This window comes from Rhodoglobus sp. GW821-FHT12B09 (genome assembly GCF_058809925.1).
The window spans coordinates 202155-221117 of record NZ_JBXATB010000003.1 but is presented as its reverse complement, the minus strand read 5'-3'; the positions used below and the strand labels follow the sequence as shown (position 1 = coordinate 221117).

The following is an 18963-nucleotide window of genomic DNA, read 5'->3' as shown; positions in this document are numbered from 1 at the left end:
GCTCGCTCCATGGCTGACCTGTTCGATGGCTATGGCGCCACTGCCACCAAGAGAACCGGCACGCCCGCCTGGGACGAGATGTTCGCCACGCCGGGCGCCGCGCGGCAGTCGTACAAGGAGATCCACGCCGCTCTCGCGCAGATGACGCAGGACGAGCTGCGCGGTCGCACGGATGCCCTGGCCAGCTCCTACCTCGCCCAGGGAGTCACTTTCGACTTCGCGGGTGAGGAGCGCCCGTTCCCGCTGGACGCCGTGCCGCGCGTGATCGACCAGGCGGAGTGGGTGAACGTCGAGGCCGGCATCAAGCAGCGCGTCCGCGCGCTCGAGATGTTCCTCGCCGACATCTACGGGCCTCAGGCCGCGGTGAAGGACGGGGTGATCCCGGCCAAGCTCATCACGAGCTCCAGCCACTTCCACCGCGAGGCCGCCGGCATCGAGCCGGCCAACGGCGTGCGCATCCAGGTCAGCGGCATCGACCTCATCCGGGACGAGCAGGGCGCGTGGCGCGTGCTCGAGGACAACGTGCGCGTGCCCTCCGGCGTGAGCTACGTCATCTCCAACCGCCGGGTCATGGCGCAGACGCTGCCCGAGCTGTTCGTCTCCATGCGCGTGCGACCCGTGGGCGACTACCCCCACAAGCTGCTGCAGGCCCTGCGGGCGTCCGCCCCTCCCGGTGTCGACGACCCCACCGTCGTCGTGCTGACCCCCGGCGTCTACAACTCCGCCTACTTCGAGCACACCCTGCTCGCGCGCCTCATGGGCGTCGAGCTCGTCGAGGGCCGCGACCTGTTCTGCTCCGGCGGGCGGGTCTGGATGCGCACGACCGCCGGTCCCACGCGCGTCGACGTGATCTACCGCCGTGTCGACGACGAGTTCCTCGACCCGCTGCAGTTCCGCGCGGACTCCATGCTCGGCAGCCCCGGCCTCATGCTCGCCGCCCGCCTCGGCAACGTCACCATTGCGAACGCAGTGGGCAACGGCGTCGCCGACGACAAGCTCGTCTACACGTACCTGCCCGAGCTCACGAAGTACTACCTGGGCGAGGAGCCGATCCTGCCCAACGTGCAGACCTGGCGCCTCGAAGACACTGGAGCCCTCGAGGAAGTGCTCGACCGCCTCGACGAGCTGGTGGTCAAGCCCGTCGACGGCTCCGGCGGCAAGGGGCTCGTCATCGGCCCGGCAGCGTCCAAGACCGAGCTGGAGGAGCTCAAGCAGCGCCTGCTCCGCGACCCGCGCGGCTGGATCGCGCAGCCCGTCGTTCAGCTCTCGACCATCCCGACGCTCGTCGACGACGGCATGCGGCCCCGGCACGCAGACCTGCGGCCCTTCGCGGTGAACGACGGCACGGATGTCTGGGTCCTCCCCGGAGGGCTCACCCGGGTCGCCCTTCCCGAGGGCGAGCTCGTGGTGAACAGCTCGCAGGGCGGCGGCTCGAAGGACACCTGGGTCGTCGGCCAGGACCCGCTCACGGTCTCCCGCCACAGCATCCAGGGACTCGTGGCCGGCCAGGCCGCCGCGACCGAGTCGATCTCGGTCATCACGCCCGAGATGCTCAAGGCCGCCTCGCAGGACCACGGCCCGCACGAGCGACCGCTCGGCCACGGGCAGCAGGAGCAGCAGCAGCAGTCCGGCGGGTTGAGCGGGCCCGCCAGGGCCGTATCGAGACCGGCTGTGCCACTACTCGGTTTCGATACGGTCGCAGAGCGACCTACTCAACCAGCGGATGGTGGATCATGCTGAGCCGCATAGCCGAGTCGCTCTTCTGGATCGGCCGCTACATCGAGCGCTCCGACGGCACGGCGCGCATCCTCGACGTGCACCTCCAGCTGCTCCTCGAGGACCCCTGGATCGAGGAGGACCTCGCCTGCCGCTCACTCCTGAGCGTCATGGGCGCCGAGGCCCCCGACGACGCCGAGCTCACGCGCCAGGACATCCTGTCGATCCTCGCCGTGGACCGCTCGGAGCCCGCATCCATCGCCTACTCGCTCGGGGCCGCCCGCGAGAACGCCCGCCGCGCCCGCGAGATCGTGAGCACCGAGCTCTGGGAGTGCCTGAATACGACGCGCGCCCGGATGCCCCGCAAGGTGTCGAGCGACAAGGTGCACGAGTTCTTCGCCTGGGTGAGAGAGCGCAGTGCGCTCGCGGTGGGGATCATCGAGTCCGCGACGAGCCGGGATGAGGCGTGGCAGTTCTTCACGCTCGGCCGCTCCATCGAGCGTGCCGACATGACCGCGCGACTGCTCGCGACGCGGTCGCTGACCGAGGCATCCGGGCCCTCGTGGACCACCATCCTCAGGTCGTGCGGCGCCTACGAGGCGTACCTGCGCACCTACCGCGGCGTGCCGAGCGCGAAGAACGCCGCCGAGTTCCTGCTGCTCGACCGGCTGTTCCCGCGCAGCATCCTGTTCTCCGTGTCGCGCGCCGAGGCCTGCATGCGCGAGATCGAGCCGCGCACGGACCGCGTCGGGGTCTCCGACCTGTCGCAGCGCCTGCTCGGCCAGATCCGCAGCGAGCTCGAGTACCGGCCGATCGCCGAGATCCTCGAAGACCTCCCGTTCCACATGGACAACGTGCAGCTCGCCACCAGCGCTGCCAGCGAGGCGATCCGCCAGCGCTACTTCCCGACCAACGCGGCACCAAGCTGGGTGGGGGAGACGAGTTGAACCGCCTGCGCATCAAGCACATGACGGGCTTCCACTACGGCGGCGACGTCACCGCCTCCTACAACGAGGCCCGGATGCTCCCCGTGAGCTCCGACGGACAGCTCGTGCTGTTCTCGAACCTCGAGATCCTGCCGATGTCGAGCCACCACAGCTATGTGGACTACTGGGGCTCGCGGGTGTCGTCGTTCGAGATCCTCACGCCGCACAAGGAGCTCTCGCTCACCGCCACCTCGCTCGTCGAGGTCCGGCCGCGCCCCCACGCCGACGACAGCCTCAGCTGGGCCGAGCTCGAGCTCGCGGTCGAGACCACCACCGAGACCGTCGAGCACCTCAAGCAGACCCGGCGCACGAACCCGCCGGCCGACGTCGAGACGATCGCCCGCGATATCCGGAGCGCGACCGACAACGTGTGCGACGCGGCGCTCGAGATCTGCAAGGCGATCGGCGAGGCCGTCGAGTACATGCAGGGTGTGACCGGGGTGCACTCCACTGCCGCCGAGGCCTGGGCGCAGCGCAAGGGCGTCTGCCAGGACATCGCGCACCTCGCACTCGGCGCGCTGCGGTCGGTGGGCATTCCGGCGCGGTACGTCTCCGGGTACCTCCACCCCAAGCCGAACGCCGCGATCGGCGAGACGGTCGCGGGCGAGTCCCACGCGTGGGTGGAGTGGTTCTGCGGCGGCGAGTGGCGCGGCTACGACCCCACCAACCTCATCGACATCGGCGACCGCCACGTGCTCGTGGGCCGCGGCCGCGACTACAACGACGTGCCCCCGCTGCGCGGCGTCTACGCCGGCCCGTTCGGCTCGACCCTGTTCGTGAAGGTGGAGATCACGCGCGAGGCGTAGGGCGCCGCTCCGCTCATCCCCTCCACCCCGCGCCCCACCGCGCCCGCTCCACCCATGCGGACCTTTCGACACCATGCGCCCGCCGAAACCACCGCATGGGGCCGGATGCTCCGCGCCGATGAGCAGCCGGGGGAGGGGCGGGAGCAGCAGGACGAGCGCGAGGCACGGGAGCAGCGGGAGCAGCGGGAGGGGCGGGAGCAGCGGGAGCAGCGGGACGAGCAGCACGAGCCGCCGGGCGAGCGCCGCTACGACGTGCGCTCGGCCGTCGCCCCGACGATCCCGATCTCCTCGGTCGCGAGCTCGCGGTTCTCGCGCACGACGGGGATCGCCGCGGTGGCCGTCGCCTGGTTGCGCTTGCGGGAGAGCCAGACCACGGCGATGAGGGCGGCGAGGATGCCCGAGGCCGCCCCGATCGCGAGCGACCACCGCGGCCCCCACACGTTGGCGACGAGCCCGACGATGGGCGCGCCGATCGGAGTGCCGCCCGCGAAGATCGCCATGTACAGCGCCATCACGCGCCCGCGCATCGCCGGCGCCGTCGTGGTCTGCACGTAGGCGTTGGCGGTGTTCATCATCGTGAGCGAGCACGCGCCGACGAGCACGAGCACGACCGCGAAGAACAGGTACGTGGGCGAGAGCGCGGCGACGACGCAGACGAGCCCGAACGCTCCGGATGCCACGACCACGATGATGAAGCGAACGCGCTCACGCCGCGCCGCCAGCAGCGAGCCCGCCACCGCTCCCACGGCCATGACCGACGACAGCAGGCCGAACTCGGCGGACCCCTTGCCGAACTCGACAGTCGACATCGTCGAGATGAAGATCGGGAAGTTGAAGCCGAACGTGCCCACCAGGAACACCATGACGAGCACCACGAGGATGTCCTTGCGGTCGCGCACGTAGCGCAGCCCGTCGCGGATCTGCCCCTTCGCCTTCTGAAGCCGCGGCGACGGCACGAGCTGGCTCTTGCGGATGAGGACCAGCGAGAGGATGACCCCGATGAACGAGACCCCGTTGACGAGGAACACCGGGCCGGAGCCGATCCACGCGATGAGCACGCCGGCCACCGCGGGGCCGATCAGCCGGGCGCTCTGGAAGGACGTGGAGTTCAGCGCGACCGCGTTGGAGATGTCCTTGTCGGTCACGAGCTCGGAGACGAAGGCCTGCCGCGCGGGGGCGTCGATCGCCGTGCACACCCCGAGCAGGAGAGCGAACACGTAGACGTGCCACAGCTGCACGTGCCCCGAGAGCACGAGAACGCCGAGGCCGAGGGCGAGCACGCACTGCACGGCCTGGGTCCAGATCAGGAGGCGGCGGCGGTCGAACCTGTCCGCCATGAGGCCCGAGACCGGCATCAGGAGGAGGATCGGGCCGAACTGCAGGGCCATGGTGATGCCGAGCGCCGCGGCATCCCGATTCGTCAGTTCCGTCAGGACTATCCAGTCCTGTGCGGTTCGCTGCATCCACGCCCCGGTGTTGGAGACGAGTGCCCCGGCGAACCAGAGGCGGTAGTTGAAGACGCGGAGCGAACGGAACATGGCACTCACGAGTCGGCGAGCTCCCTGAGGATCGGGGTGGCCGCGTCGATGATGGCGCGCTGGTCCGGTGTGAGGGTGGCGAGCTGGCGGGCGAACCAGGCGACCCGGCGGCGCTTGGTCTCCTTCGCGATTTCGAGCCCGGCCTCGGTGGACTGGATGAGCACCTTGCGGCCGTCGTCCGGCGAGCTGTCGCGCGTGGCGAGCCCGGCCTCGACGAGGGCGTTGACTGTGCGGTTCATCGACGGGGGCGTCACCCGCTCGTGCTCGGCGAGGGAGCCGAGGGTCTGCGCGCCCTCCTTCCACAGCACGAAGAGCACGGAGAGCTGGCCGTCGGTGACGTCCTCGCCCGCGCGCTCCGCCCGGGTGCGCCGCGCGAGCCGCAGGATGGCGAGACGAAGGTCGTCATCGGAGGTCTCGGTCATATCGTTAGCGTAGCAAATTAGCCTTGCTAACTAAAATCCTGGCTGATCGAGTGGGCCGCCCGGGGCCGCATCGAAACCTGTGGCAATACGATGATGCTGAGCGAGGAGGCTCCCATGCCCACAGTCACGCGCACCGCCAGCACGTTCGTCGACGCCCAGGGCGTCACCATCCACTACTACGCGTGGAAGGCCCCCAAGCCCAAGGCCGTGCTGCAGCTGACCCACGGCCTCGGCGACCACGCTCTGCGCTACGAGCAGGTCGCGCAGGACCTCGTCGCCGCGGGCTACACCGTCTATGCCGACGACCACCGCGGCCACGGCGCGACCGGCATGGAGCAGTACGGCGGGGATGCCACGAAGCTCGGCAAACTCGGACCGGGCGGGCTGCGCGCCACCATCGAGGACGTGCGCCAGTTCACCAGGGTGATCCGCGAGGCGAACCCGGGGCTGCCGCTCGCGCTGCTCGGCCACTCCTGGGGCTCCCTCATGGTGCAGAGCATCCTCAACGAGCACGCCGCGGACTACGACGTCGCCGTGCTCACCGGCACCGCCTACCGCACGCTCACGGACATGAACGGCGGCAACCTCAACAAGCAGCACCAGCACCTCGGCACTACGGGCAACGAGTGGCTGAGCCGTGACCCGGCCGTGGCGCAGGCGTTCGCGGACGACCCGCTGACGTTCTACGCGGCGGCGATACAGCTGTTCGGCCTCGCCGACGGGCTCCGCCTGCTGGGGCGGCCGGCGAAGAACCTCGCCAAGGACATCCCGCTGCTCATCATGATCGGCAGCGAGGACACGCTGGGCGGCGAGAAGAGCATCGCCAAGCTCGCGTCGGCGTACGTGACGCGCTCGAAGCTGAGCGACGTGAAGGCGATCGTCTACCCGGAGGCGCGGCACGAGATCTTCAACGAGACGAACCGGGACGAGGTCATCGGCGACCTGGTGGCGTGGCTCGACGAGCACCTGGCGGGTTGAGCAGGGCGCGTATCGAAACCGGCTTCGAGCACCTGCTCAACCCGCGAGTTAGGCTTGCCTTATGCACGGTGAGTTCAAGGTTCCTGGCGGCAAGCTCGTCGTAGTCGACTTCGATGTCGTGGACGGCCGGATCGCCGACTTCCGCCTGGCCGGTGACTTCTTCCTGGAGCCGGATGACGCGCTCGCGTCCATCAACGGCGCCGTCAACGGGCTGCCCGCGGACACCGAGGCCCCCGCGCTCGCCAAGGCCGTGCGGGACGCGCTGCCCGAGGGCGCCCTCCTACTCGGCTTCGGCCCCGAGTCGGTGGCGACGACGATCCGCCGCGCACTCCAGAAGGCGACGGCGTTCACGGACTACGAGTGGCAGATCATCCGGGGCCCGGCTGTCGACCCCGTGCTGCAGATGGCACTCGACCAGGTGCTGAGCGAGGAGGTCGGCGGGGGCCGCCGCAAGCCCACGCTGCGCATCTGGGAGTGGGAGAAGCCGGCCGTCGTGATCGGCAGCTTCCAGTCGGTGAAGAACGAGGTGGACCTCGACAACGCGAAGAAGTACGGCTTCGACATCGTGCGCCGCATCTCCGGCGGCGGCGCGATGTTCATGGAGGCCGGATCCGTCATCACCTACTCGATCTACGCGCCCAGCGAGCTCGTGCAGGGCATGAGCTTCGCCGACTCGTACGCCTTCCTCGACGAGTGGGTGATCGTCGCGCTCAAGTCGCTCGGCATCGAGGCCGCCTACGTGCCGCTCAACGACATCACGAGCCCGACCGGCAAGATCGGCGGAGCCGCGCAGAAGCGCCTCGGCAGCGGCGCGGTGCTGCACCACGTCACCATGAGCTACGACATGGACGGCGACAGGATGGTGGAGGTGCTCCGCATCGGCCGCGAGAAGATGAGCGACAAGGGCACCAAGAGCGCCAACAAGCGGGTCGACCCGCTCCGCAGCCAGACCGGGCTCCCCCGGGCCGAGATCATCGAGAAGATGGTCGGCACCTTCAAGGGGCTGTACGGCCTCACTCCCAGCGAGATCACGCCGGAGGAGTACGCGAAAGCGGAGCAGCTCGTTACCGAGAAGTTCGGTACCGAGGAGTGGCTCTACCGCGTTCCGTGACGCGCACCCGCCGGGCGGCCATCCTCTCCGCCGCGCTCGCCGTGCTGCTCTTGGGCGGCATCATCGCGTCGGCGATCGTCGGGCAGCTGCCGGTCAGCCCCGCTGAGGTCGTCGGTTCGGTGCTGAGGGCGGCGGGCATCCAGAACCCCTGGGCGCCGGATGACCCGATCATCGAGTCCACGCTCTGGATCGTGCGCTTCCCGCGCATCGCCATGGGGCTCGGGGTGGGGGCCGCGCTCGCGGTGGCCGGTGCGGTCATGCAGGCGATCTTCGGCAACCCCCTCGCGGAGCCCGGCGTCGTCGGCGTCTCCTCGGGCGGCGCGTTCGGCGCGTCCGTCGCGATCGTGCTCGGGCTCACCGCCCTCGGCAGCGGCACCGTCGCGGTGTTCGCGTTCGCGGGCGGGCTACTTGCCACCCTCCTCGTCTACGCGGTCTCGCGCGCGAACGGCCGCACCGAGGTGGTCACGCTGCTGCTCACCGGCATCGCGGTGAACGCCTTCGCGGGGGCCGGGCTCGCCTTCCTGCTGTTCGTCGCCGACTCCGGCGGCCGGGAGCAGATCGTGTTCTGGCAGCTCGGGTCGCTCAATGGCTCGCTCTGGGCGGAGGTGCTCATCGTCGTCGTGGTTGCCGCGCTCGGCACCGCGGTCGCGATCGTGCTGGGCCGGCGCTACGACCTGCTCGCGCTCGGCGAGCGGAACGCCCGCCACCTCGGCGTGAACGTGGAGGCGCTGCGCATCGGATCGATCGTGCTGGTCGCCCTGCTGACCGGCGTCGCGGTGGCGTTCTGCGGCATCATCGCGTTCGTCGGCCTCGTGGTGCCGCACGTCATCCGCATGGCCATCGGCCCCGCGCACCGGCCGCTCATCGTGGCGAGCGCGTTCGGCGGCGCTGCGCTCATGGTGCTCGCCGACCTGCTGGCGCGCTCGGTCGTGGCGGGGGCCGACCTGCCGATCGGCCTGCTCACGTCGCTCATCGGCGGCCCGTTCTTCTTCTTCCTCCTGTTCCGGCAGCGGCGGCGCAGCGGCGGGTGGGCATGATGATCAGCGCAGTGGACGTGGGTGTCGACCTCGAGGGGCGCACGATCCTCGCGGGGGTCTCGATCGACGTGGTGCCGGGCGAGCTGCTCGTGCTCGTCGGGCCGAACGGCGCGGGGAAGTCCACGCTGCTGGGAGTGCTGAGCGGCGAACGCCGGCCCAGCCGGGGGAGCGTCACCCTCGAGGGGCGCGAGCTCGGCAGCATCCGCCACGCAGAGCTCGCCCGCCTGCGCAGCGTGCTCACGCAGGAGAACACGGTGAGCTTCCCGTTCCTGGTCTCCGAGGTGGTGGCCATGGGGCGCAGCCCGTGGGCGCGCACCGTCGAGGGCCGCGACGACATCGCGGCGGTGGCCGAGGCGATGGATGCCGCGGACATCGCGCACCTCGCCGCGCGCCGGTACACGAGCCTCTCCGGCGGCGAGAAGGCCCGGGTGTCGCTGGCCCGCGTGCTCGCGCAGCGCACGCCCGTGGTGCTCCTCGACGAGCCGACCGCGTCTCTCGACCTTCGGCACCAGGAGGACGTCATGCGGGTGGGCCGCCGGGCAGCCGACGAGGGCCGCGCCGTGGTGGTCGTGCTGCACGACCTCTCGCTCGCGAGCGCCTACGCCGACCGGCTGGCCCTCGTGTCGGGCGGACGGCTCGAGGCGCTCGGCACCCCGGGTGAGGTCCTCACCGAGGAGCGCGTCGAGCGCGTGTACGGCCTGCCGGTGTCACTGCACGAGGTCGCCGGGCGGCCCGTGGTGGTGCCCCGCCGCTAGCAGCCCGCCGGAGCCCCCCGCAGCGTAAACTGTGCGGGTGGAGCCCTGGGTCGTCATTGTCATCGTCGTGGCGATCGGCCTCCTGTTCTGGGTGGCGCAGCACTTCGGCTGGATCGACCTGAGCAACAAGAGCCGCACCTCGGGTGGTGGCGGCGGGATCGCCGGTATCGGCGACGAGGTGTTCCACCCCACCCGCCACGAGGCGCAGGTCGAGCTCGACCGGCAGACCATCCTCCCCGCACCGGCGCCGCTGCCGGGCGACGACGACTTCGGCTTCGGCGAGATCCGCGGCGTGGCGGCGCAGACCGTCGAGGACAACAAGAACTACGACGGACAAGTGCGCATCGACCTCTCGAACACCGAGGAGTCGAAGCGCGGCAAGCACGCGGCTAGCGACGGCGTCGACTCAACGCGTTAGCAGGTCCTGGTACTCCGGGTGCTTGTCGATCCACGGCCCCGCGAACGGGCAGGTCGGCACCACGCGGTAGTCGGTCTCCGCGCGGATGAGGTTGAGCGCCCCGCGCACGAGCTCGCCGCCGAGGCCCTCGCCCTGGTGGGAGGGGTCGATCTCGGTGTGGGTGATCACGATCGTGTTGTCGCGGATCTGGTAGTCGAGCTCCCCGGCGCTCTGGCCGTCGACGAGGAGCTCGAAGCGGTTCATCGACGCGTCCTGGATAACTTCGGTGGCCATGGGGCAAGCCTACGCGCTCGCGCGCACGACCATCCGGGTGGGCATGACCCGCTCGCGCTCCGTCGTCTCGCCGCGCAGCAGCGCGAGCAGCATGCGAGCCATCTCGACGCCCATCTCCCGCGACGGCTGGTGCACGGTCGTGAGCGGGATCTCCCCGCTCTTCGCCGCGGAGCTGTCGTCGAACCCCACGACGGCGACGTCCCCCGGCACCGCAAGCCCGCGGTCGCGCAGCACCGAGATCGCGCCCGCCGCCATCAGGTCGCTCGCCACGAAGACCGCGTCGAGCGCGGGGTCCCGGTCGAGCAGGGCGCGCATGGCGGCCGCACCGCTGGCCAGGGTGAAGTCCCCGTACTCCAAGAGGTCTGCGGGATGCCCGGCCTCGCGCATCGCGCCGGCCCAGCCCTCGGCCCGGTCGATGGCGGCCTGCATGTTCGCGGGGCCCGCGATGGTCGCGATCCGGCGCCGCCCGAGGCCGATGAGGTACTGCGTCCCCATGGCAGCACCCGCGGCGTTGTCCACGTCGACGTAGTTGTTGCGGTGCCGTTCGGGGTGGAACGGGCGCCCGCCGAAGACCACCGGGATCGTGGCATCCAGAGTCGTGAAGAAGTCGTCGCCGGAGTGGTGCGACACGACGATCGCGCCGTCGACGTTGCCGCCGAGCAGGTACCGGATGGTCTTCTCGGAGGGCGAGCTGGGGGAGGCTAGCTGCAGGTTGAGCACGTAGTCACTGTCTTCGAGGCCCTGGGTGATGCCCTGCACGATCTCCGCGAAGAACGGGTCGCCGAAGAAGCGCGTGGTGTCCTCGGGCACGACGAGCGCGATGGCCATCGTCTGGCGGTTCGCGAGCGACCTCGCGGCGCGGTTGGGGATGTAGTGCAGCTCGTCGATCGCCGCCGTGACGGCGGTCACGACATCCGGCCGCACATGGCTCGACCCGTTGACCACCCGCGACACCGTGGAGCGCGAGACGCCCGCCGCGGCGGCCACCTCCTCGAGCGTCGGCGCCGCGCGGCGGCTGGTCGCGTCGAGGGTCATGGGGAGAGTCTAATCAGAGGGCGCGCCCAGTGATTATGCGGGTGTAAGCGATTGCACTGTCCTTGGGCGTGCGCACCTGCGTGTCGTAGTCGACCCGCACGATCCCGAAGCGCTTGTCGTAGCCCCAGGCCCACTCGAAGTTGTCCAGGAGAGACCAGTAGAAGTAGCCGTGGACGGGCACGCCGAGCTCGATGGCGTCGAGGATCGCGCCGAGGTGCAGCTCGAGGAACTCCGCGCGGTCGGCGTCGTGGACGGCGCCGTCGGGGGAGAGCACGTCGTTGTACGCGGCGCCGTTCTCGGTGACGGCCAGCTTCACTCCCGGGCCGCTCGTGTACTCGCGGTGGATGCGCTCGAGCAGCCGGGTGAGGCCCTCCGGCTGCACCTCCCAGTTCATCGCGGTGAGGGGCAGGTCGCGCAGGTGCCAGTAGACGCCCTCCGCGGCGGGGAAGGGCGAGCGCTTGGGGCGCTCCGACGGCGCCTCGGTGCTCATCGGCAGGTCGGAGGGATGCGCGCTCACGAGCTCGCCGTGGTAGTAGTTCACTCCGAGGGCGTCGATGGGCGCCGAGATCACGTCGAGGTCGCCCGGCTGCACGACCGCGTCGAAACCGAGGTGCGCGACATCCTCGAGCAGGTCCGCCGGGTAGGACCCGCGGAAGATCGGATCGAGGAAGAACCTGTTGAACTGGCCGTCGATGCGGCGGGCGGCATCGAGGTCGCCCGCGTCGGTCGGGTCGACCGGGTCGGGGACGGTGAGGTTGAGCGTGATGCCGAGGCTGAGCGTCGCGTCCCGCTCGCGGAGGGCCTGGACGGCGAGGCCGTGGGCGAGCAGGAGGTGGTGGCCGGCGGCGAGCCCGGCGGCGGGGTCCTGCCGGCCGGGGGCGTGCTCGCCGCCGATGTAGCTCAGGAAGGACGCGCACCACGGCTCGTTGAGCGTGGTCCAGTTCGAGACCCGGTCTCCGAGGGCGTCGTGCACGGAGAGCGCGTAGTCCTGGAAGAGGTAGGCGGTGTCGCGGTTGGTCCAGCCGCCCTTCTCCTCGAGCGCCTGCGGGAGGTCCCAGTGGTAGAGGGTGAGCCAGGGCAGCACGTTCTTCTCGAGCAGCTCGTCCACCAGGCGCGAGTAGAAGTCGATGCCCTTCGCGTTCACCGGTCCGCCGTCGGGCCGCACCCGGGCCCAGGATGTGGAGAAGCGGTACGTCTGCAGGCCGAGGTCGGACATGAGCGCGACATCCTCCCGGTACCGGTGGTAGTGGTCGCACGCGACATCGCCGTTGTCGCCGTTCACGACGGCTCCGGGCACGCGGCAGAACGTGTCCCAGATGGAGTCGGTGCGCCCGTCCTCATGGGCGGCGCCCTCGATCTGGTACGCGGCGGTGGCCGCCCCGAACAGGAACGTCGGGGGGAAGGTGCGACGGGTGGTCACGGGAACTGTCCTTTCGTGGCGCGCCGGGTTCCGGAGCGCTCGGTTGTCATCATCGCGTCAGACCGAGGCTCGCTCGACGAGAGTGGTGGGGATGATCGTGGTGCGGGGCACGGCCTCCCCCTGCAGGATGCGCACCAGCACCTCGGCGATCGTCGAGCCCTGGATCATCGACGGCTGGTCGATGGTCGTCAGGGGCGGCGTCGAGTTCTGCGCGAACCAGTCGTTGTCGATCGTGATCACGGAGACGTCCTCGGGCACGCGGAGGCCGTGCTCGCGGAGCACCCCGAGGGCGCCGGAGGCCATCTGCGCGGAGGCCACGAACACGGAGTCGAACTCGGCCCCCGAGGCGAGCATCCGGCGCATCGCCTCCGCACCGCCCACCGGGGTGAAGTCCCCGACCTCGAGGGCGCCGGGCTCGAGGCCGGCCTCGCTGATCGCGAGCCGCCACCCCTCGACCCGGTCGAGCCCCGCCGCCATGTTCTGCGGGCCGGTGATCGTGGCGATCTTGCGGCGGCCGTGCTCGATCAGGTGCCGGGTGGCGCGCGCCGAGGCATCCACGTTGTCGACATCGACGATGTAGTTGTCGGAGCCCTCCTGGCTCATCGGCCGGCCTCCGAACACGACGGGGAGGCTTCGGGCGAGCTGGGTGAACGAGCGGTCGTCGCTGTGGTGCGACAGGATCAGCGCGCCGTCCACGTTGCCGCCCTGGAGGTACCGCCGGGTCTTCTCGGGGTCGGTCTCCGACGCGATGAGCAGGGTGAGGGTGTAGTCGGTGGTCGCGAGGTACATCGCCACGCCTTGGATCACCGAGGCGAAATAGGGGTCGGCGAAGAACTTCGCGGTGTTCTCCGGGATGACGAGCGCGATCGTGTTGGTGTGGCGGCTCGCGAGGGTGCGCGCCGCGCGGTTCGGCACATAGCCGAGCCGGTCGATCGCGTCGTTGACCGCGGTGATCGCCTCGGGGGCGACCTTGGTCGATCCGTTCACCACCCGTGAGACTGTCGATCGCGATACCCCGGCGAGGGCAGCGACCGCCTCGAGGGTCGGCGCGGTCTCGGTCGTCACGGCGGACAGTCTAAGCCGCCTGTTCTGGCGCGAGCGGGTGGAGCGGGGCGATCATCCCTTCACGGCACCCTGCATGATGCCGGCGATCAGCTGCTTGCCGGCGACGATGAACAGGATGAGCAGCGGGATGACGGAGACGACGGCACCGGCCAGGACCATCGAGTGGTCCGGGGTGTGCCCGCCCGCAGCACTCAGTGCGGCGAGGGCGGTCTGGACGCTAGGGTTCGTCGGGCCGAGCACGAGCAGCGGCCAGAGGAAGTCGGTCCACGCCGCCATGAAGGTGAAGAGCCCGAGGACCGCCATGGCCGGGCGGGCCGCCGGCAGGCCTACGTGCCAGAACGTGCCCCACATGGTCGCGCCGTCGACGCGCGCGGCCTCGATGAGCTCGTCCGGGATGACGTCGACCAGGTACTGCCGCATGAAGAAGACCCCGAAGGCGGTGACGAGGCCGGGCACGATCACGGCGCCGAGCGTTCCCGTCCAGTGCAGGTACTTCGACATCAGGATGAAGAGCGGGATGATGCCGAGCTGGGTGGGGATCGCCATCGTCACGATGACGCCGACGAGGAGCCCGTTGCGGCCACGGAAGCGCAGCTTCGCGAAGGCGAAGCCCGCAAGGGTGGAGAAGAACACCACGGAGACCGTGATGGTGCCCGAGATGATGAGGCTGTTGAGCAGCGCCTTCGCGAAGTCGACAGTCTCGAAGGCCTTCGCCACGTTCGTGAGGAAGTTCGGTCCCGGGATGAGCGCGATCGGCTGCAGGTTGATGTCGGAGGCCTGGCGGCTGCCGATGACGAACGACCACCAGAGCGGGAACGCGGCCCCGGCGACGACGGCGATCAGCAGCGCGTAGCTGAAGGGGCCGGGCCGGTCGATGGGGCGCCGACGACGGCCGGCCGTGGCGGGCGCGGACATTCCTTCGGTGTTGCGGATGAGCACGCTCATGACTGGGGTCCTCCGAGGGTCTCTCCGGCGACGGCGCGGCGCGCCCGTCGTGTTCCGCGGCGCGGGCGGGCGTCCTGTCCTGCGATCGTGCGCGAGATCAGGAAGTTGATGATCCCGAAGATCACGATCAGGAGGAAGAGCAGCCAGGCTACGGCGGCCGCGTGGCCGAAGTCACGACGGGGGAAGGCGAGCTCGTACAGGTAGAGGACGAGCGTCTGGTACTGCCGGTTGGAGCCGCCGTACACGTTTCCCGCCGAGCCCTGGTCGAAGAGCTTCGGCTCCGCGAAGATCTGCAGGCTGCCGATGGTGGAGGTGATGATGACGAAGATCATCGTGGGGCGGATCATCGGGATGGTGATCGACCAGAAGCGGCGCACGCGCGAGGCGCCGTCGATCGCCGCGGACTCGTAGAGGTCGCGGGGCACGGACTGCATGGCCGCGAGGAGGATGAGGGCGTTGTATCCGGTCCAGCGCCAGTTGACCATGCTGGCCACCGCGATGTGCGACGGGATGACGTCGAACGACCAGCGGATGGGCTCGACGCCGATCCACTCGAAGAAGCCCGCGATGGGGCCGTTGAACTGGCTGAAGATCTGCGTGAAGATCACGGCGACGGCGACGGGGGCGACGATGTACGGCAGGAGCACGGACATCCGCCAGAAGGTGCTCCAGCGCAGCGCCTGGTCGAGAACCGCGGCGATGATCACCGCGAAGACCAGCTGTGGCACCGCCGACAGCAGGAAGATGCTGATGGTGTTGCCGAAGGCGTTCCAGAACAGTCCGTCGGTGAGCACGTCGGCGTAGTTCTGCAGCCCGACGAACGCGCCCTGGCCCTTCAGCAGGTGCCAGTTGTAGAGCGACACGTTGAGCGTGTACAGGATCGGGAAGAGCCCGATGAGGGCGAAGAGCAGGAAGAAGGGGGAGACGTAGAGGTACGGGGATACCTTCACGTCGAACCGCGAGGCGCGCTGGCGGAAGGTGAGGCCCGGGATGCGCGGGGCGGGCGTCGCGGTCATGGTGGAAGCCGATCTGGTGCTGGTGTGGCGAGGGAGGGAGGGTGGCCCCCCGCGTGCGCGGGGGGCCACCGGGTAACTGTGTGCGCTGTACCGGTCGCGCTAGTTGCTCTCGGGAACGAGCTGGTGGAGCAGGTCCATGGCCTGCGCCCACGCATCCGCACCCGTGGTGATCTCGCCCTGGCTGACCTTGTCGAGCACGGCACCGAACACGTTGTCCTGGATGACGGAGTCCTCAGCGCCCTTCACCTGCGCGACGACGCCCTGCGAGCGGCTCGAGAAGATCTGCCCGACGGGAGCGTCGTTGAAGAACGCGTTGGTCGAGTCGGCCACGAGGGACTGGCCCTCCTTCGAGCTCGGGAACGGTCCGGCAGCCTCGAAGGCGACCTTGTTCTGCTCGGGCGCGGCAAGCCAGAGCGCGAGCTCGGCAGCAGCCTCCTTGTGCTCGGACGAGGCCGAGACGCCGAGGAACGAGCCGCCCCAGTTGGCGGAGCCGCCGGGCATGACGTCAGCGAAGTCCCAACCGGTGCCGGTGGTGCCCGCGTCGTAGTAGCCGCTCACCACGCCGAGCATCCAGCTCGGGCAGATGTAGGTCGCGAACAGGTCCTGCTTGGCCTGGTCGCCGACGCCCCAGGCGGGCAGGCCCGCACCGAGCTTGGCGTTGTCGACGATGAGGGACAGCTGGTCCTTCATAGCCTGGTTGTCCTCGATGTTGAGGGTCGTGCCGTCCTTCTTGTAGTAGCCCTCGTCGAGCTGGTTCACGAAGGCGTTCCACTGGAACGACGGGTTGTGGAAGAAGGGCTTGCCGGTCGCCGCCTGGTACTTGGCGCCCACGGCGTAGTAGTCCGCCCACGTGGCGTTGTCGCCGCCGAAGAGGTCGCGGACCTCGTCGCGGTCGCTCGGCAGGCCGGCAGCCGCGAACAGGTCGCCGCGGTAGCAGAGGCCCTCGGGGCCGATGTCCAGCGGGACGCCGAAGAGGCGGCCGGACGCATCAGTGCCCTGCGCGACCTTCCAGTCGAGGAAGCCCGCCTTGTCGGCCAGGTCGGAGAAGCCGTAGTCGTTCAGGTCGACGAAGGCGTCGGAGACGTCGCGGATGCTGGAGAGCCAGCCCTCCTCGATGGCCACGACGTCCGACAGGCCGGTGCCCGCGGCGATCTTCGCGTAGGCGTCGTCACGAGCCGATCCGCCGTCCGCGAGGTTGGTCGCCTCGATCGTCACGTTCGGGTGCTCTTTCATGTACGCGTCGTAGTTCGCGTCGATGCCCATGGTGCCGAAGGTGGTGATGGTGAGGGTGATCTTCTCGTCATCGCCGCCTCCCGTCGTGCCGCCGGTGGAACATCCGGTGGTGACGAGGGCGATGGTTGCTGCGCCGGCGATTACCGCGGCGATTGTGCGTCGTGATGTTCTCACGGTCACTCCTTTGTGTGCGTGGTGGGGGATTCTTTGGGCTGGTTCTACTGCTGTGAGAGCGCTCTCTCCAGATGCGTGAGAGCGCTCCCACGGCGGTCTGGGACAGAGTAGGTGCGCTCTTCGAACCCTGTCAAGTACTGGCTGAGAGCGCTCCCACGAGAAGGCGAGGGCTGCAACCGCTTACTCCCGCAAGATTCCGCGCCTCTGGCGCCGTCGGGCGCTGCCGAAAAAACTCCCACGCGCAGGCGCGAAAAAGGGGCCGGATGCGGCATCCGGCCCCTTCTCGGTGGAACTACTTCTTGCGCGGCGAGGGGCTCTCCGGAGCCTCGGCGGCAGGCTCGGACTCGGCGTCCGGCGCGACCATCGCACCCATCTCGGCGGCCGCCGCCTGGGCGGCGAGGGCGGCGTCGTTGTCCGAGTTCTCCTGCAGGGCGGACTTCGCGCGCAGCGGCGCCGCCTTGAGGAAGAAGCTCAGCACGAACGCGACGAGCACGACCGCGAGGCCGACCCAGTAGATCGACACCGTCGCGTTGTTGAACCCGTCGAGGAACGGCGCCGCGAGGCGCGGGTCGGCGTTGTTCAGGAACGAGGTGTCGCCGTCGAGCGCGTTGCCCACCGAGCCGCCGTTCTGGGCAGACTGGAAGAGCTCGAGGATCTGCTTGTTCTTCGGGTCGGCGAGCACCGCCGGGTCGGCGGTCGCCGCCGCGATGCCCTCCTGGACGCTCTTCGAGGCGAACGCGTCGGCGATCGTCTGCGGGATGCGCGAGAACAGCACGGAGAACAGCACCGCGACGCCCAGCGTCCCACCGATCTGGCGGAAGAACGTGCTCGACGAAGTGGCCACGCCGATGTCGCGCGGGCCCACCGAGTTCTGCGCCGCGATCGTCAGCGTCTGCATGAGCTGGCCGAGGCCGAGGCCGATCAGGAACATCCCGATCATGATCCAGATCACGGGCTTGTCCGTGGTGAGGAAGGTGAGCCAGAAGAAGCCCAACGCCATCAGGATGGTGCCGGTCTTGGGGAAGATCGCGTACTTGCCGGTGCGGGCGATGATCTGGCCGCTCACAATCGAGGCGATCATGAGGCCGAGGATCATCGGGAGCATGAGGAAGCCGCTCTCGGTGGGGGTCGCGCCCTCGACGAGCTGCAGGTACAGCGGGATGGTCATCATCGCGCCGAACATGCCGAAGCCGACGAGCACTCCGAGCACGGTCGACATCGAGAACGTGCGGTTCTTGAACAGCTTGAGCGGGATGAGCGCGTCATCGCCCATGAGCTTCTCGCTCACGATGAACGCCGCGATGCCGAGGGCGCCGATCACGTAGCAGGCGAAGGCGGCGGGGGAGTCCCAGCCCCAGTCGCGGCCCTTCTCGGCGACGAGCAGCAGCGGGACGAGGGCGACCACGACAGTGGCGGCGCCCCACCAGTCGATGCGGACCCTGCGGCGCGTGTGCGGGATGTGCAGGAAGCGCAGGACGATGCCGAGCGCCACGATTCCGATCGGGAGGTTGATCAGGAACACCCAGCGCCAGCCGGTGATGAACAGGATCTCAGGCGTGCCGGAGAGCAGGCCGCCGATGAGCGGGCCGATGACGCTGGAGATGCCGAACACGGCGAGGAAGTACCCCTGGTACTTGGCGCGCTCGCGCGGGGCGAGGATGTCGCCCATGATCGCGAGCGGGAGGGCCATGAGGCCGCCGGCGCCGAGGCCCTGGATCGCGCGGAAGATCGCGAGCTGGTACATCGAGTCGGCGAACCCGGCGGCGACCGAGCCGACCAGGAAGATGACGATCGCGATGATGAACAGCGGCCGGCGCCCGAAGATGTCGCTGAGCTTGCCGTAGATCGGCGTGGCGATCGTGGAGGTGATCAGGTAGGCCGTGGTCACCCAGGCCTGCAGGCTGAGCCCGTCGAGGTCGTCGGCGATGGTGCGCATCGACGTGCCGACGATCGTCTGGTCGAGGGAGGACAGGAACATCCCCGCCATCAGCCCGAAGATCACGAACAGGATCTGGCGGTGGGTCATGACGCCGCC

The 18963-nt window shown here is 69.5% G+C and carries 18 protein-coding genes; 8 read left to right on the top strand and 10 right to left on the bottom strand.

Features of this window, described 5'->3' with window-relative positions; all coding sequences use genetic code 11:
• Positions 1 to 9 precede the first annotated feature (9 nt).
• The 3 genes from AC1RTC_RS08210 to AC1RTC_RS08200 are packed head-to-tail and all read left to right on the top strand — an operon-like array spanning position 10 to position 3508.
• Positions 10 to 1740, top strand: coding sequence for a circularly permuted type 2 ATP-grasp protein (locus AC1RTC_RS08210; protein ID WP_493155026.1), 1731 nt, complete (start codon positions 10 to 12; stop codon positions 1738 to 1740).
• The gene (locus tag AC1RTC_RS08205) at positions 1734 to 2663 is read left to right on the top strand and encodes an alpha-E domain-containing protein (RefSeq protein ID WP_493155025.1); all 930 of its coding nucleotides are present in this window, start codon (positions 1734 to 1736) and stop codon (positions 2661 to 2663) included. Before AC1RTC_RS08210 ends, AC1RTC_RS08205 begins: the two co-directional genes overlap by 7 nt.
• A complete protein-coding gene (locus tag AC1RTC_RS08200) occupies positions 2660 to 3508 on the top strand; it encodes a transglutaminase family protein (RefSeq protein ID WP_493155023.1) in 849 nt (282 codons plus the stop codon). Before AC1RTC_RS08205 ends, AC1RTC_RS08200 begins: the two co-directional genes overlap by 4 nt.
• 245 nt (positions 3509 to 3753) lie before the next feature.
• Here the strand turns inward: AC1RTC_RS08200 and AC1RTC_RS08195 are convergent, their stop codons facing one another.
• Together AC1RTC_RS08195 and AC1RTC_RS08190 are read right to left on the bottom strand one after the other, a co-directional pair.
• Positions 3754 to 5055 carry an MFS transporter gene (locus tag AC1RTC_RS08195; RefSeq protein ID WP_493155022.1) on the bottom strand — a complete coding sequence of 434 codons (1302 nt, stop codon included), beginning with the start codon at positions 5053 to 5055 and terminating at the stop codon, positions 3754 to 3756.
• Positions 5052 to 5468 (bottom strand): MarR family winged helix-turn-helix transcriptional regulator, encoded by a 417-nt coding sequence (locus AC1RTC_RS08190; protein ID WP_493155021.1) that lies wholly within the window; start codon positions 5466 to 5468, stop codon positions 5052 to 5054. The genes AC1RTC_RS08195 and AC1RTC_RS08190 overlap by 4 nt, the downstream gene beginning before the upstream one ends.
• 114 nt (positions 5469 to 5582) lie before the next feature.
• On the opposite strand from AC1RTC_RS08190, the gene AC1RTC_RS08185 reads away from it, so the two are divergent.
• From AC1RTC_RS08185 to AC1RTC_RS08165, 5 genes are all read left to right on the top strand, one after another.
• A complete protein-coding gene (locus tag AC1RTC_RS08185) occupies positions 5583 to 6446 on the top strand; it encodes an alpha/beta hydrolase (RefSeq protein WP_493155020.1) in 864 nt (287 codons plus the stop codon).
• Positions 6447 to 6507: 61 nt separating this feature from the next.
• A complete protein-coding gene (gene lplAB / locus AC1RTC_RS08180; protein WP_493155019.1) occupies positions 6508 to 7557 on the top strand; it encodes a lipoate-protein ligase LplAB in 1050 nt (349 codons plus the stop codon).
• Positions 7536 to 8594, top strand: coding sequence for a FecCD family ABC transporter permease (locus tag AC1RTC_RS08175; RefSeq protein ID WP_493155018.1), 1059 nt, complete (start codon positions 7536 to 7538; stop codon positions 8592 to 8594). Before lplAB ends, AC1RTC_RS08175 begins: the two co-directional genes overlap by 22 nt.
• Positions 8594 to 9349, top strand: a complete 756-nt coding sequence (locus AC1RTC_RS08170; RefSeq protein ID WP_493155238.1) for a heme ABC transporter ATP-binding protein — start codon at positions 8594 to 8596, stop codon at positions 9347 to 9349. The genes AC1RTC_RS08175 and AC1RTC_RS08170 overlap by 1 nt, the downstream gene beginning before the upstream one ends.
• Positions 9350 to 9386: 37 nt before the next feature.
• Positions 9387 to 9767, top strand: coding sequence for a hypothetical protein (locus AC1RTC_RS08165; RefSeq protein WP_493155017.1), 381 nt, complete (start codon positions 9387 to 9389; stop codon positions 9765 to 9767).
• On the opposite strand, the gene AC1RTC_RS08160 is transcribed toward AC1RTC_RS08165, so the two are convergent.
• The 8 genes from AC1RTC_RS08160 to AC1RTC_RS08125 all read right to left on the bottom strand — a co-directional run bounded on the left by AC1RTC_RS08160 (position 9756) and on the right by AC1RTC_RS08125 (position 18954).
• Complete coding sequence (locus AC1RTC_RS08160; protein ID WP_493155016.1) at positions 9756 to 10040, bottom strand: GNAT family N-acetyltransferase; 285 nt, start codon at positions 10038 to 10040, stop codon at positions 9756 to 9758. The genes AC1RTC_RS08165 and AC1RTC_RS08160 overlap by 12 nt on opposite strands.
• A 9-nt stretch (positions 10041 to 10049) precedes the next feature.
• Positions 10050 to 11075 (bottom strand): LacI family DNA-binding transcriptional regulator, encoded by a 1026-nt coding sequence (locus AC1RTC_RS08155; RefSeq protein ID WP_493155015.1) that lies wholly within the window; start codon positions 11073 to 11075, stop codon positions 10050 to 10052.
• A 13-nt stretch (positions 11076 to 11088) separates the two neighbouring features.
• Positions 11089 to 12495 (bottom strand): GH1 family beta-glucosidase, encoded by a 1407-nt coding sequence (locus tag AC1RTC_RS08150; RefSeq protein WP_493155013.1) that lies wholly within the window; start codon positions 12493 to 12495, stop codon positions 11089 to 11091.
• A 57-nt stretch (positions 12496 to 12552) separates the two neighbouring features.
• The gene (locus AC1RTC_RS08145; protein ID WP_493155012.1) at positions 12553 to 13560 is read right to left on the bottom strand and encodes a LacI family DNA-binding transcriptional regulator; all 1008 of its coding nucleotides are present in this window, start codon (positions 13558 to 13560) and stop codon (positions 12553 to 12555) included.
• A 51-nt stretch (positions 13561 to 13611) separates the two neighbouring features.
• Positions 13612 to 14505, bottom strand: a complete 894-nt coding sequence (locus tag AC1RTC_RS08140; RefSeq protein WP_493155010.1) for a carbohydrate ABC transporter permease — start codon at positions 14503 to 14505, stop codon at positions 13612 to 13614.
• Positions 14502 to 15521, bottom strand: a complete 1020-nt coding sequence (locus AC1RTC_RS08135) for a carbohydrate ABC transporter permease (RefSeq protein WP_493155009.1) — start codon at positions 15519 to 15521, stop codon at positions 14502 to 14504. The genes AC1RTC_RS08140 and AC1RTC_RS08135 overlap by 4 nt, the downstream gene beginning before the upstream one ends.
• A gap of 99 nt (positions 15522 to 15620) precedes the next feature.
• A complete protein-coding gene (locus AC1RTC_RS08130) occupies positions 15621 to 16928 on the bottom strand; it encodes an ABC transporter substrate-binding protein (RefSeq protein ID WP_493155008.1) in 1308 nt (435 codons plus the stop codon).
• Between the two features lie 292 nt (positions 16929 to 17220).
• Positions 17221 to 18954: an MDR family MFS transporter gene (locus AC1RTC_RS08125; protein WP_493155237.1), complete on the bottom strand. Its 1734-nt coding sequence runs from the start codon at positions 18952 to 18954 to the stop codon at positions 17221 to 17223.
• Positions 18955 to 18963 lie beyond the last annotated feature (9 nt).